This window comes from Chelativorans alearensis, from assembly GCF_010993735.1.
Lineage (GTDB): Bacteria > Pseudomonadota > Alphaproteobacteria > Rhizobiales > Rhizobiaceae > Chelativorans > Chelativorans alearense.
This window is the reverse complement of record NZ_WQNI01000005.1, coordinates 209,979-224,430: the sequence shown is the minus strand read 5'-3', so window position 1 is coordinate 224,430 and position 14,452 is coordinate 209,979. Positions and strand designations below refer to the sequence as shown.

Here is a 14,452-nt window from a genome sequence, read left to right as displayed (position 1 = left end):
CTTCAGGCGATCATGCCTCCGAACCGGTCCACCTCCTCCTCGCTGGTGGCGAAGCTGGTCACGAAGCGGGTGAGCATCTCGCCTTCGCCGATCAGCCCTTCGTGCGGTGCCTGCCAGGGATGGAACATGACACCGGTCGCCTTGAGCTCCTCGAACGTCGGCGAGGCCATGATGGCGAAAACCTCGTTGGCGGCGGGCTGCCAGGCGAGCCGCAGCCTCGATGACTTCCCGATGTGGCCGGCCAGCCGCGCCGCCATCGCGTTGGCATGGCGGGCGTTCTTCAGCCACAGGTCGTCGCGGAAATAGGAGTCGAACTGGGCGGCGATGAAGCGCGATTTGGAGAAGAGGTGGGCGGCGCGCTTGCGCAGGAAAGGCATGTCGCGGGCTTGTGCGGGGTCCATCACGACGATTGCCTCGGCACACCAGCAGCCGTTCTTGGTGGCGCCGAAGGAGACGACGTCGACGCCGCGTTTCCAGGTCATCTCCGCCGGCGTGGTGTCGAGGGCCGCGAGCGCATTGGCGAAGCGGGCACCGTCCATGTGCAGCGGCAGGCCGTGGGCGCGGCAGGTCTCAGAGATGGCGGCGATCTCGTCCAGCGGATAGACCGTGCCGATTTCCGTCGCCTGGGTAATGGAGACGGCCATGGGCTGGCCCATGTGCACGAATTCCGCGGGAAACTGCCGGATCGCTTTTCCCAGCGCCTCAGTCCCCACACGGCCGAGCGCGCCCTCGACGCCGTGCGTCCTGGCGCCGCCGGTGAGGTACTCCGGGGCCCCGCCCTCGTCCTCCAGCATGTGCGCGTTCGCGTGGCAGAAGATGACGCCGCCCGGCCGGTTCACAAGCGCCATGGAAAGCGCGTTGGCGGCCGTGCCGGTGGCGACGAAGAAGACCGCCACCTCGCGCTCGAAAATCTCGTAGAAGCGCTCCTCCACCGCGCGGTCGAGGTCGCTCAGGCCGTAGGCAGTGGCAAAGCCACGCGATTGCTCGGTCAACGCTTGCGCGATGGCGGGATGGGCGCCGGCCCAGTTGTCGGAAGCAAAATTGATCGGCATTGGGAGACCTTTAAGTTGTGGGCGCACCCTTGCGTGTTGCCGGCACGGATTCAAGACTTAAGTAAGGCGGATGGCGCGGCAGCCTGTGAACGCTCGTGAACTTGCCTAAGTGACGCAAATGCCGCAACTTTGTTGCTCCGCTGGAGCGGTTTTTTTGCATTTTCGTCTTGTGCGGCGCGCCGTTTTCTGGCATGTGAGCAAATAGGACAGGAGTACTGTCTTATTTATCCGCTGTTCGCGGGCCGGTTTGCGCTATAATAGCGGCACCGAGGCACCAGAAGAATGCGCGGATGTGGTGGGGCACAGGAGGGGAATCCTGCGCATCGCCTATTAGAAGAAGCGCGCCGTGGGAGAGACGGCAAAGCGTTCTTCCGGCTTTTCGCAAGATACGCCGACCGACCAACCGGGATGCGCCGTCGACACGAGGGCCGCCCGAAATAGACCCGACGCCCAGGAGGGCCGAACGCGGAGGATGAAGCGATGACGGACATGACGCCATCTGTACCGACCGGGCAGGAGCCCGCCGTGCGGACCCGGACGGCTGCCGCCAAACGTACCGCTTTTCCCGCCGGCCTGCCGTCCGCGCGCGGTCTCTACGACCCGCGCAACGAGCACGATTCGTGCGGCGTCGGCTTCGTCGCGCATATGAAGGGTGCCAAGTCGCACTCCATCATCGAAGACGGCCTGGCGATGCTGGAGAACTTGACGCATCGCGGCGCGGTGGGCGCGGACCCGCTGGTAGGCGACGGCGCCGGCATGCTGGTGCAGATTCCCGACCGCTTCTTCCGCGAGGAGATGGCGAAACAGGGCATCGAACTGCCGGAGGCCGGCAGCTATGGCGTCGGCCATCTGTTCATGCCGCGGGACGCTGAACTCAGAGCGCATATCGAGGAGATCATCGCCGAGGTCACGCGCGCCGAGGGACAGGTGCTTCTGGGCTTCCGCGACGTGCCGGTGGACAATTCCTGCCTTTCCAAGGCGCCGGAGATCGTCGCTTCGGAACCGGTGCACCGCCAGGTCTTCATCGGCCGCGGCCAGAGCATCGCCGACGAGGAGGATTTCGAACGTCGGCTCTATATCCTGCGCAAGGTGGTTTCCGGCCGTATCCATGAAGAGACGGAGGGGCGCGACGACGGCTTCTACAACGTCTCCTTGTCGGCGCGCACCATCGTCTACAAGGGCATGTTCCTGGCCTATCAGCTCGGTGCCTATTACCGGGATTTGAAGGACTCGCGCTTCGAATCGGCGCTGGCGCTGGTACACCAGCGCTTCTCCACCAACACCTTCCCCTCCTGGAAGCTGGCGCACCCCTACCGCATGGTCGCCCACAACGGCGAGATCAACACGCTGCGCGGCAACGTCAATTGGATGGCCGCGCGCCAGGCGTCGGTGGATTCGGAGCTTTTCGGCAACGATATCTCCAAGCTGTGGCCGATCTCCTACGAAGGGCAGTCGGATACGGCGTGTTTCGACAACGCGCTGGAGTTTCTCAATCAGGGCGGCTACCCGATGGTGCACGCCATGATGATGCTCATCCCGGAGGCCTGGGCCGGCAACAAGCTGATGAGCCCCGAGCGGCAGGCCTTCTACGAATATCACGCAGCCCTCATGGAGCCGTGGGACGGGCCGGCGGCGGTGGCGTTCACGGACGGCCGGCAGATCGGCGCCACGCTCGACCGCAACGGCCTCAGGCCCGCGCGCTACCTCGTCACCGACGACGACCGCGTCATCATGGCGTCGGAGGCCGGCGCGCTGACGGTGCCGGAGGAGAATGTCGTCGCCAAGTGGCGGCTGCAGCCCGGCCGCATGCTGCTCCTCGACCTTAATGAGGGGCGTATCATCTCCGATGACGAGTTGAAGGCGCAGATCGCCACCAAGCATCCCTTCCGCGAGTGGCTGAACAACACGCAGCTCATCCTGGAGGAGCTGAAGCCCGTGGCGCCGCGCGAGCTCAGGCAGGATGTCTCGCAGCTCGACCGGCAGCAGGCCTTCGGCTACACGCAGGAGGACGTCAGGATGCTGATGCCGCCCATGGCCACCACCGGCCAGGAGGGCATCGGCTCCATGGGCACCGACACGCCGATCTCGGCGATGTCGGACAAGTCGAAGCTGCTCTACACCTATTTCAAGCAGAACTTCGCCCAGGTCACCAATCCGCCGATCGACCCGATCCGCGAGGAGCTGGTGATGAGCCTGGTCTCCTTCATCGGCCCCCGGCCCAACATCTTCGACCTCGTCGGCAACTCGCGCCGCAAGCGGCTCGAAGTGCGCCAGCCGATCCTGACCAACGGCGACCTCGAGAAGATCCGCTCCATCGGCCACACCGAAGACCGCTTCGACACCAAGACGCTGGACGTCACCTATTCGGCGCTCGACGGGGCGGCGGGCATGATCGGCGCGCTCGACCGGCTGTGCGACCGGGCGGAAGCGGCGGTGGCCGGCGGCTACAACATCATCATCCTGTCGGACCGGCAGATCGGCCCGGACCGCATCGCCATTCCCATGCTGCTTGCCACCGCGGCGGTGCACCACCACCTGATCCGCAAGGGTCTCAGGACCTCCGTCGGCCTCGTCGTGGAGTCGGGAGAGCCGCGCGAGGTGCACCATTTCTGCTGCCTTGCCGGCTACGGCGCCGAGGCCATCAACCCCTACCTCGCCTTCGACACGCTGCTCGACATGCATGCCAAGGGCGAATTCCCGCCCGAGGTCGACCCGAGCGAAGTGGTGAAGCGCTACATCAAGTCGATCGGCAAGGGCATCCTCAAGGTGATGTCCAAGATGGGCATCTCCACCTACCAGTCCTATTGCGGCGCACAGATTTTCGATGCGGTGGGGCTGAGGTCCGACTTCGTCGAGCAATATTTCACCGGCACCGCCACGACGATCGAGGGCGTGGGGCTGGAGGAGATCGCGGCGGAGACGGTTTCCCGCCACGCAGCTGCCTTCAGCGACGATCCGGTGCTTCGAAGCTTCCTGGACGTGGGTGGCGAGTACAACTACCGCATCCGCGGCGAGGAGCATGCATGGTCGCCGGATGCCGTGGCCACGCTGCAGCACGCCGTGCGCAAGAGGTCGTGGGAGAACTATCAGGAGTTCGCCGAACTCATCAACGGCGAGACGGCCAAGGCCAAGACCATTCGCGGCCTGTTCGAGATCAAGACCGCCGGGAAGGCCGGGCGCAAGCCGGTATCCGTCGAGGAGGTCGAGCCGGCGGCGGAGATCGTCAAGCGCTTTTCCACCGGCGCCATCTCCTTCGGCGCCATCAGCCGCGAGGCGCACACCACGCTGGCGCGCGCCATGAATGCCATCGGCGGCAAGTCGAACACCGGCGAGGGTGGCGAGGAGGCGGATCGCTTCATGCCGCTGCCCGACGGCACGATGAACCCCGAGCGTTCGGCCATCAAGCAGGTGGCGAGCGGGCGCTTCGGCGTGACGACGGAATATCTCGTCAACTCCGACATGATGCAGATCAAGGTGGCGCAGGGCGCCAAGCCCGGCGAGGGCGGCCAGCTTCCCGGCCACAAGGTGGACGCGACCATCGCCAAGGTGCGCCATTCGACGCCGGGCGTCGGCCTCATCTCGCCGCCGCCGCACCACGACATCTATTCCATCGAGGACCTGGCGCAGCTCATCTTCGACCTGAAGAACGTCAATCCCTCGGGCGACGTCTCGGTCAAGCTCGTCTCGGAAGTCGGCGTCGGCACGGTGGCGGCGGGCGTCGCCAAGGCGCGCGCCGACCACATCACCATCGCCGGCTATGACGGCGGCACCGGCGCCTCGCCGCTCACCTCCATCAAGCATGCCGGCAGCCCCTGGGAGATGGGTCTTGCCGAGACGCACCAGACGCTGGTCTTGAACGGCCTGCGCAGCAGAATTGCGCTGCAGGTCGACGGCGGCTTGCGCACCGGGCGCGACGTGATCGTCGGTGCGCTTCTGGGGGCCGACGAGTTCGGCTTCTCCACCGCGCCGCTCATCGCAGCCGGCTGCATCATGATGCGCAAGTGCCACTTGAACACCTGCCCGGTGGGCGTTGCCACCCAGGATCCGGTGCTCCGCAAGCGCTTCAAGGGCACGCCCGAGCACGTCATCAACTACTTCTTCTACGTTGCGGAGGAAGTGCGCGCCCTTCTGGCGGAGATGGGCTTCACCAGGATCGACGACATCATCGGCCAGTCCGACCTTCTGGAGAAGCGGGCGATGATCGACCACTGGAAGGCCAAGGGGCTCGACTTCTCCCGCGTCTTCTTCAAGCCCGAGGCACCGCGCGAGGCGATCCGTTGGAGCGAGCGGCAGAAGCACCCGATCGAGGATATCCTCGACCGCAAGCTGATCGCGGCAGCCATGCCGGCGCTGGAGCGCAAGGAGCCGGTCACCTTCGAGACCGATATCTGCAACATCGACCGCACCACGGGCGCCATGCTCTCGGGCGAGGTGGCCAAGCGCTACGGCCACAAGGGGCTCAAGGACGACACCATCTCCGTGCGGCTTACCGGCACGGCGGGCCAGTCCTTCGGCGCCTTCCTGGCGCGCGGCATCTCCTTCGAGCTCGAGGGTGACGCCAACGATTATGTCGGCAAGGGGCTGTCGGGCGGACGCATCGTCATCCGGCCTTCCGCCAAATCCGCCATCGTGCCGGAGCACTCCATCATCGTCGGCAACACGGTGCTCTACGGTGCCATCGAGGGCGAATGCTACTTCCGCGGCGTGGCGGGCGAACGCTTCGCCGTGCGCAACTCCGGCGCGGTTGCAGTCGTCGAAGGCGTGGGCGACCACGGCTGCGAATACATGACGGGCGGTCTCGTCGTGGTGCTCGGCCAGACGGGCCGCAACTTCGCGGCCGGCATGTCGGGCGGCGTCGCCTATGTACTGGACGAGGCGGGCGATTTCGCCGAGCGCTGCAACATGGCCATGGTCGAGCTGGAGCCGGTGCCGGAAGAGGACGAGATCCTCGAAAAGCTGCACCACCACGGCGGCGACATCGCCCATATGGGCCGCGTCGACGTGTCCGGCGACATGACCCGCCACGACGAGGAGCGCCTGGCGCATCTCATCTCCAACCATTTCCGCTACACAGGGTCCGAGCGGGCCCGGGCTATCCTCGACAACTGGGCCGACTACCGGCCGAAGTTCCGCAAGGTCATGCCGGTCGAGTACCGCCGGGCACTGGAGGAGATGGAGCGCATGCGGATGGGATTGGCGGCGGAGTGAGCGCGCTGCAGCTCGCCCACGCTCTGATCTCGCTCCTGATCGCCCTTTTGGTGCCGGTAACGGTTTACTTTGTGACCGGCAGGGCAGGAGCGGAGATCGTTGTACTGGGCGTGGCCGTGGGGTTTGCCTATTGGTACTGGGGCCCATCGTGGCCACCGATCTGAAGGGCGCCTGCGGCGGGCAGTGAAACGAAATTCTCCCGGTTGCCGGGACTAGAAACTGGCTGCGGGCCTGAGCCGGCCGTCAGGGACAAGGAATGAGTATGGGCAAGGTTACAGGCTTTCTTGAGATCGACCGGCAGGAGAACAAGTACCAGCCGGCGTCAGACCGGATTCGGCATTTCCGCGAGTTCACGCTGCCGATGTCGGACAAGGAGGTCGAGAAACAGGCCGCGCGATGCATGGATTGCGGCATTCCCTTCTGCCACGGGCCGATGGGCTGTCCCGTGCACAATCAGATCCCCGATTGGAACGACCTCGTCTATCGCGGCGACTGGGAGACGGCGATCCGCAATCTCCACTCCACCAACAATTTCCCGGAGTGGACCGGCCGCATCTGCCCCGCACCCTGCGAGGAAGCCTGCACGCTGAACCTCGAAGACGTTCCCGTCGCCATCAAGACCGTAGAGCAGGCGATCGGCGACAAGGCCTATGAACTCGGCTATGTGCGCCCGCAGCCGGCGGAGAAGAAGACGGGCAAGCGCGTTGCCATCATCGGCTCCGGCCCGGCCGGCATGGCGGCCGCCCAGCAGCTGGGCCGCGCCGGCCACGACGTGCACGTCTACGAGCGCGAGAGCCGGCCCGGCGGGCTGATGCGCTACGGCATTCCCGACTTCAAGATCGAGAAGCACTATATCGACCGCCGCGTCGAGCAGATGCAGGGCGAGGGCGTGACCTTCCATTGCGGCGTCAATGTCGGCGTCGACAAGCCCGTGGCCGAACTCCTGGCCGAGCATGACGCCGTGCTCTACTGCGGCGGTTCGGAGAAGCCGCGCCCGGCGGGCATCCCCGGCGTCGAGCTTAATGGCGTGCACGACGCCATGCCCTATCTGGTGCAGCAGAACCGGCGCATCGGCGGCGAGGACATCCAGTCCGTCGCCTGGCCGTCCGAGCCCATCCTTGCCGGCGGCAAGCACGTCGTTGTGGTGGGCGGCGGCGATACGGCGTCGGACTGCGTGGGCACCTCCTTCCGCCAGGGTGCCGTGCGCGTCACCCAGCTCGACATCCGCCCCAAGCCGCCGGAGAAGGAGGACAAGCTCGCCGTCTGGCCCTACTGGGCGACGAAGATGCGCACCTCTTCCAGCCAGGCCGAGGGCGCGCAGCGCGAGTTCCAGGTCGCCACGCTCGAGTTTGTCGGCGAGGACGGGGAGCTGACCGGCATCAAGTGCTGCGAGGTGGACGAGAGGCGCAAGCCCATCGCCGGCACGGAGTTCATCATCAAGGCCGATCTCGCCTTCATCGCCATCGGCTTTGCCGGACCGCTCGAAACGGGCATCCTGAGCGAAATGGGCGACAAGCTGGCGATCGACGTCGACCGACGCAACTCCACCAACGTGGCGGCGGACGACAACGACTACCGCACCACCATCGACCGCCTCTTCGCCGCCGGCGACGTGCGGCGCGGCCAGTCGCTGGTGGTCTGGGCCATCCGCGAAGGCCGCCAGGCGGCGCGCGCCATCGACGAGTTCCTGATGGGACGCACGGTGCTACCGCGTTAGTTTACGGTTACGATTTACTACCGCACCCCTTCGCGCCTCTCGCGCAGCGAGAAATTGTCGGCGCGGCCGGGCTGGGCCTCCGGTGCGGGGCGAGCCGGCGCGTCCGGCGGCGGGGGCGTGGCACCGAGCAGTTCCATGCCGCCGCCGAGATCGGGGCCGGCGAGCGAGATCGGGCCGGTACGGCCGCTGTCGGCCGGCTCGCCCAGCGCAACCCCCGGTTCGGGCAGGTTCTCGATATCGAGCTGTTCGATACCAGGCGCGACTGCGCCGCCCAGAAGCTTGCTCAGCGGCTTTTCCACATAGAAGGCGACCTTGCGCTTGGCAGACCGCGTAAGATTGATGCCGTCGCTGCCGCGCAGGCGCACCGGCTGCCCGTTCATGTCCGGTCCGGTGAAGACGAAGGCGCCGTTCTCGTCCACGAAACCTTCCCAGATGTCCACGAAGGTGCCGCCTACGGCTTCCACCGCTCGGCTGTGGATGTCGTTGAAGATCAGCATATCCGAAGACATGGATGAGGATTTGAATGGCGGGAGCCCGGTCCAGACGAGGGGCACTTTTGCGGTCTCGGCCGCCTCGGCGAAAGCCGTCACCCGGCGTGTGTACTCCTTGAGCCACGGTTCGCTCTGCGGGTCCACGCGCTGGCCGTTCACGACAAGCTGCTGGCGGTCGTTGGAGCCGATCATGACGACCGCCACGTCCGGCTCCACTTCCTTGAGGATCGGCGTGATCTCGCTGTTCCAATCATAAAAATCGTCGCGCACGAAGCCGGACGAGCCGTTGCTGCGGTCGACGATGCGCACACCTGGCGATTCCGCGTAGGCCGCCTCCAGCCCCTCGGCCAGCCCGCCGGCGAGAAAGTCGCCGACCACGAGGACGACGCGGGCGTTTTCCAGCTTCTCGATCACCGGCTCGGGGGGTGCTACCGGCACCGCGCGGGCGGGCTGTCGCGGCGTGGCGGCGCGTTGCCTGCTTCGCTGCCGGGTGGCGCCGGGTGCTTCGGGAAATGCGCGCTGCGGTTGGCGGACGGGAGGCAGTTGCTCCCGCCGTGGCGGGCCGAAGAGGAGATCGAGGAAGCCACGCCGGCGGACCACTTCCTGCGCAAAGGCGCCATCCTGGAGGGACGGCAGGGCGGTAAGGAAGACGGCAAGGCCGAGCACGGCCAGCACCAGCCGCGGGAAGCGGAGAGCCGGGCGTCTGCCTGCCATCATTGGCTGTCTCCTACCTGCCGCGCAGCCTCTTCAGCACTTCCTTGCTCGGATGCCCGTCCTGCGCAAGGCCCATGCGCTCCTGAAACGCCTTGATGGCGCTGCGCGAGCCGGAGCCGATCTTGCCGTCGATCGGACCTTCGTAATAGCCGAGCGCGCCGAGGCGCTTCTGCAGCTCTTCCGTCTCCCGGTCGGACAACCGCTCGAAGGGGCGGTTCCAGTCCCGCACCAACCCGCTATAGCCGGCAATATGGTCGGCCAGAAGCCCGACCGCGAGTGCGTATTTGTCGGAGTTGTTGTAGCGCTTGATAACAAAGAAATTCCTGGTCGCCAGAAAGGCCGGGCCGGCGCGGCCGTCGGGCACCTTCAACTCCGCATTGTCGGAGGGGCGCGGAAAGGGCTTGCCGTTGGCGCGCACGACGCCGATCCCGGCCCAGCGGTTGAGCGACATCGTGCCGGCGGGGAACTTGCGGCCCCCCGGCAAAACCACCTCGTAGCCCCAGGTCTCTCCGCTCCGCCAGCCGTTCTGGCGCAGGAGGTTGGCCGCCGTCGCCAGCGCGTCGGGCACCGAGTTCCAGATGTCGCGCCGGCCGTCGCCGTCCATATCGACCGCGTAGGCCTGGTAGCTGGTGGGGATGAACTGGGTGTGGCCCATGGCGCCCGCCCAGGAGCTGGTGAGCTGGTTGGCGGAAATATCGCCGCGCTCGACGATTTTAAGCGCGGCGATGAGCTGGCTTCGGGCAAACTTCGCCCGCCGGCTGTCGGCGTAGGCAAGGGTGGCAAGCGAGCGCGGCAGGCTACGCATGACGCGATCGTTCTTCAGCACTTCACCGTAGTTGGATTCGATCGACCAGATGGCCAAAAGGATGTGCCGGCTGACACCGAACTGGCTCTCGATCCGATCGAGCCACGGCTTCCACTGGCGGGCAAGCTGCTGGCCGGTCCGGATAGTCCTTTCCTGCAGGCGGTTGTCGAAATATTCCCAGGCCTCGGACCGGAACTCGGGCTGATAGCGCGCCTTTTCCAAAACCTCCGGATCGGGCGCTGTAACGCCGCTGAAGGCCCTGTCATAGGTGGCACCCGAAACACCGTTTTGAAGGGCAACATTGCGGAACTCGGCGATCCAGCGCTGGAACCCGGCATCGGCAAGCGCCGGCCCGGCGGTGAACGCAACGAAGACGGCGGCCATGAAAAGCGTGGCTGCGGTGAGGCCACTGGCGGCTCTCTTTGCAAACATTCCAACCTCCATCGGAACAACCAGGCCGTCTTTATCGCCGATTGCGGTTAGGAAAGGGTTTACCATATAACCGGGCCGAAGCGGGCGAGGTGGATGGAATCACCTTTTCGGTCCAGGAACGAACAACCCGGCTCCAGCATTGTCCGATGGTTGCCGGACGTCAAGATATTGAGGGATTTGCCGTATGAAGAGAATACGCAAAGCTGTATTTCCCGTCGCCGGCCTCGGAACCCGCTTCCTGCCCGCCACCAAGGCGATACCGAAGGAAATGCTCACGGTGGTGGACAGGCCCGTCATCCAATACGTGGTGGAGGAGGCGCGCGAGGCCGGCATCGAGCATTTCATCTTCGTAACCGGGCGCAACAAGACCGCTCTCGAAGATCACTTCGATGTGCAGGTGGAGCTTTACGAGACCCTTTTGCGGCGCGGCAAGACAGACGTCCTGGAGCGCCTGAAGGCGATGCAACCGCAACCAGGCGAGACGAGCTACACGCGCCAGCAGGAGCCGCTGGGGCTGGGGCATGCGGTGTGGTGCGCGCGCGAGCTTGTGGGCGGGGAGCCCTTCGCGCTGCTTCTGCCCGACATGATCATGCAGTCGGAGAAGGGCTGCCTGAAGCAGATGGTCGCGCTTTACGAGGAGACCGGCGGCAATGTGCTGGCGGTGGAGGAGTGCGATCCGTCAGAGACGCATAAATACGGCATCGTCGGGCGCGGCAAAGCCACCCATACGGGCTTCGAGATCACCGCCATGGTGGAAAAGCCGAAGCCGGAAGACGCGCCGTCCAACTTCTTCATCAACGGCCGCTACATCCTGCAGCCGGAGATATTCTCAATCCTGGAAAATCAGGAGACCGGCGCCGGCGGCGAGATCCAGATCACCGACGCCATGCTGCGGCTGCACGCGAAGCAGCCTTTTTACGCGTATATTTACGAGGGGCTTACGTTCGACTGCGGCTCGCCGGAAGGCTTCGTCGAAGCCAACCTCGCCTTCGCCCTCAAGCGCGAGGACATGCGCCCGCGCCTGAGGCGGCTGATGAAGGAGACCCTCGGCGAAGGTTAGACTTTCCCTCCCCCTTGAGGGGAGGGTGGGTCCGGCTTGCCGGCGGGGTCGGGTGGGGTGGCCGCGCCCGCGTGCCGGCTTTTAAAAAATTCATTGCAAGCATCGACATCGGAACGCCGACGCGCGGCCGCCCGACCCCCACCCGCCTCGCTTCGCCCGGCACCCTCCCCTCAAGGGGGAGGAAATTACCGCTGCAGCGTCATGCCCATGAAGATGCTTGTCGCCTCGTAGTCGCGGCCGGGCAGGTTGCTTTTCTGGCGTTCGCGGCGGGCGCGGCCGGTGAGGCCGGCGTAGCGGTTCAGCCACCAGGTCAGGCTCGCCTCTCCGCTCAGAACCAGGTCGTGACCCCCGCCGGAATAGTCGCGCCACGCCGCGCCGAGGGCGACGTCGCCGGTGAGGTTGGAGCGCAGTTGGCGTTCCAGCCGCAGCGTACCGGCATAAAGCAGCGAGCCGCTGTCGCCGGCGCCGGTCGAGCCTTCCACGGTGGTCGAGCCGTCCAGCCGCACATTGGTGCCGCGCATGGGCGACCAGTTGAGCGCGGCTGCCAGCGCCAGGCCTGAGATCGTGTCGAGCCGGTCATCCTCGAAATCCTCGGCCACCCAGCCGGCGGAGACCTCGCCCGAAAGCTTCTCCGACATGTCGAGTGAAAGGCCGGCGCGGGCGCCGAGCCTCGTCGCGGAGCGGGCATAGCCGGCGCTGTCGCGCTCCTCGTCATAGAAGCGGCGGCCGGCCTCCACCTCGAGAAAAGGCATCAGCGCGGGCGAAAGCTCGTAGCCGCCGCGCAGCCTGACCAGCGCCAGGGTGGAGTTGCGGTCGCTTTGGGAGAGCGTGTCGCCGTTGTCGAGCCGGGCGTTTCCGTACTGGTCGCGCGTAACCTCGCCGGTGACCCCCAGGCGGAGCCTGCCAAACGCCTTTTCCACGCCGAGGGAACCGTCAATCGTGTGGCGCAAGGGTTGCCGGTCGACGCCGGCGACGGCAACCGGCGAAGAGGCCGATTCGCGACGGGCCTGGTAGGCGAGGGCGGCGCGAGCGGAAAGATCGCTGCGCAGATCCAGTTCGAGCGCCGCGTCCGCCCCGCCTTCGAATTCCGACACGTCCTCGCCGGAAACGGATTTGCGGTAGGTGCCGTAGCCGCTCAACACGGCGCGGTGGCGCGACCAGTCCGAGACGGCGTTGAGCCGCAGCGTCGTTTCGGAAAGAAGCGCCTCATCTCCGTCCGGGCTACTATCGGCGTTCGTCGTCCAGGTCAGGCCCTGTTCGAGGGTCGGCACCACCGTGAAGGTGCCGACGCGCAGGCCAAGCGGCGCGTAGGGGTCGCCCTCCGGTGTGCGCGCGCGGCCTTCGATGGGCTGCACCCGCTCGTTGGTGCGCAGCGGCAGCGGGCGGATGCCTTCGGTCGCGTCGATCGTGCCGACGCGGGCGGTGCCGGTCGCCAGATTGTCCAACTCTTCGGACGGCTCCGCCTCCCGGCGCGGCGCGGCGTCGTCTTGGGCAAGGCGGCTCCCCCCTTCGTCCGCCGTCCGATCGAGGGGCGGAAAGGGGTCCCCGGCGGTGAGAGTGTCCTCGTCGGCGCTGTCGGGCAGGGCGCCGGCGCTCGTCGGCCGGTACCGGGGTTCGGGGTTTTGGAGATCCTCGGTTGCCTCGGTGCCGCGCCCGGACCGGAGGATAGAATCCATGTACGTATCGCTGACCGTGCCGCGCAAGCTCCCCTCCTGGCCGGTGGCCGGAAAGGCGGCCATCAGCGCGCCCGCGGCGCAGGCAAGGCATAGCCCTTTGAACTTTCCGTTGAACCGAATGCGCGACATTCCCCACCCGAACATCCTGCGGCGCACGCCGCGCCAGGGTAACCAAACGGTAAAAGGTGTTGGTTAACGCAAGGTTGAGAGCGGGCGATGAGCCTTATCGACGCAACAACAATGGACATGGCGAAAGGAAAGCGCTAAGCGCATCCTCCATGTTGACCAGAGAGAACGGAAAGGTCGACGCCAAGGGCGTCATCGCCTCGGCCATGCGCACGCTGGCGGCGGACCAGACCGCCCTTGCCGCCCTGGCGGGGGCGCTGGACGACGGGCTTTCGGGACCCTTTGCCGAAGCTGTCGAATTGGTGTCGCGGATATCCGGTCGGGTTATCGTCACCGGCGTCGGCAAAAGCGGCCATATCGGCTCCAAGATCGCCGCCACGCTCGCCTCGACGGGCACGCCCGCCTATTTCGTGCATCCTGCGGAGGCAAATCACGGCGATCTCGGCATGATCGCCCGCGACGACGCCATCCTCGCCATGTCCTGGTCGGGCGAGAGCGCGGAATTGAAGGGCATCGTTGCCTACGCCCGCCGCTTCTCGATCCCGCTGATCGCCATCACCTCGCGGCCAGGTTCGGCACTGGCAAGCGAGGCGAGCGTGGCGCTTCTCCTGCCGCGCGTGCCCGAAGCCTGCCCGCACGGCCTGGCGCCCACCACTTCGACGCTCCTGCAGCTCGTCATCGGCGACGCGCTCGCCGTGGCGCTGCTCGAAGCGCGCGGTTTCACCGCCGACCACTTCCGCACCTTCCATCCCGGCGGCCAGCTCGGCGCCAACCTGACCCATGTCGGCGACATCATGCGCCGGGGCGAGGATATCCCCGTCGTTCTGCCGGGCACGAAGATGCAGGACGCGGTGATGACGCTTTCGAACAAGCGGCTCGGCTGCGTCTGCATCGTCGAAGCCGGGGGGCAGCTGGCGGGGATCATCACCGACGGCGATCTCGCCCGCAATCTCCACCGCAACATGGCCGATCTCCTCGTCGACGACATCATGACGAAGCGGCCGAAGACCGTGCAGCCTGAGACGCTGGCGAGCCAGGCCATGGCCATCCTCAACGAGCACAACATCAGCGCCCTGGTGGTGACGGAGGACGACCGCCCGGTCGGGATCGTGCATTTCCACGATCTGCTGCGTCTCGGCGTCGCCTAGCTTCACAACGGACCTTTGTGAGA

9 protein-coding genes are annotated in these 14,452 nt (G+C 66.1%); 5 read left to right on the top strand and 4 right to left on the bottom strand.

Annotated features, from left to right (window positions below):
- Positions 1 to 2: 2 nt before the first annotated feature.
- Positions 3 to 1,046, bottom strand: a complete 1,044-nt coding sequence (locus tag GPJ75_RS09405) for a threonine aldolase family protein (RefSeq protein ID WP_163267765.1) — start codon at positions 1,044 to 1,046, stop codon at positions 3 to 5.
- 486 nt (positions 1,047 to 1,532) lie between these two features.
- On the opposite strand from GPJ75_RS09405, the gene gltB reads away from it, so the two are divergent.
- Both gltB and GPJ75_RS09395 read left to right on the top strand, forming a co-directional pair.
- On the top strand, positions 1,533 to 6,260 hold the full coding sequence (gltB, locus tag GPJ75_RS09400) for a glutamate synthase large subunit (protein ID WP_163267402.1): 4,728 nt from the start codon (positions 1,533 to 1,535) through the stop codon (positions 6,258 to 6,260).
- Between the two features lie 262 nt (positions 6,261 to 6,522).
- A complete protein-coding gene (locus GPJ75_RS09395) occupies positions 6,523 to 7,977 on the top strand; it encodes a glutamate synthase subunit beta (RefSeq protein WP_163267401.1) in 1,455 nt (484 codons plus the stop codon).
- Between the two features lie 17 nt (positions 7,978 to 7,994).
- Here the strand turns inward: GPJ75_RS09395 and GPJ75_RS09390 are convergent, their stop codons facing one another.
- Both GPJ75_RS09390 and GPJ75_RS09385 read right to left on the bottom strand, forming a co-directional pair.
- A complete protein-coding gene (locus GPJ75_RS09390) occupies positions 7,995 to 9,185 on the bottom strand; it encodes an SGNH/GDSL hydrolase family protein (RefSeq protein WP_163267399.1) in 1,191 nt (396 codons plus the stop codon).
- A gap of 10 nt (positions 9,186 to 9,195) precedes the next feature.
- Positions 9,196 to 10,419 (bottom strand): lytic murein transglycosylase, encoded by a 1,224-nt coding sequence (locus GPJ75_RS09385; protein WP_246248995.1) that lies wholly within the window; start codon positions 10,417 to 10,419, stop codon positions 9,196 to 9,198.
- Positions 10,420 to 10,603: 184 nt separating this feature from the next.
- Between GPJ75_RS09385 and galU the strand changes: the two genes are divergently transcribed.
- Positions 10,604 to 11,479, top strand: coding sequence for a UTP--glucose-1-phosphate uridylyltransferase GalU (gene galU, locus GPJ75_RS09380; protein WP_163267395.1), 876 nt, complete (start codon positions 10,604 to 10,606; stop codon positions 11,477 to 11,479).
- 185 nt (positions 11,480 to 11,664) lie between these two features.
- Here galU and GPJ75_RS09375 read toward each other — a convergent pair whose 3' ends face one another.
- Positions 11,665 to 13,155: an outer membrane beta-barrel protein gene (locus GPJ75_RS09375; protein WP_246248994.1), complete on the bottom strand. Its 1,491-nt coding sequence runs from the start codon at positions 13,153 to 13,155 to the stop codon at positions 11,665 to 11,667.
- On the opposite strand from GPJ75_RS09375, the gene GPJ75_RS27325 reads away from it, so the two are divergent.
- Both GPJ75_RS27325 and GPJ75_RS09370 read left to right on the top strand, forming a co-directional pair.
- The gene (locus GPJ75_RS27325) at positions 13,154 to 13,351 is read left to right on the top strand and encodes a hypothetical protein (RefSeq protein ID WP_246248993.1); all 198 of its coding nucleotides are present in this window, start codon (positions 13,154 to 13,156) and stop codon (positions 13,349 to 13,351) included. The two genes, GPJ75_RS09375 and GPJ75_RS27325, sit on opposite strands and share 2 nt — an antisense overlap.
- Before the next feature lie 82 nt (positions 13,352 to 13,433).
- Positions 13,434 to 14,429 (top strand): KpsF/GutQ family sugar-phosphate isomerase, encoded by a 996-nt coding sequence (locus GPJ75_RS09370; protein WP_163267391.1) that lies wholly within the window; start codon positions 13,434 to 13,436, stop codon positions 14,427 to 14,429.
- Positions 14,430 to 14,452 lie beyond the last annotated feature (23 nt).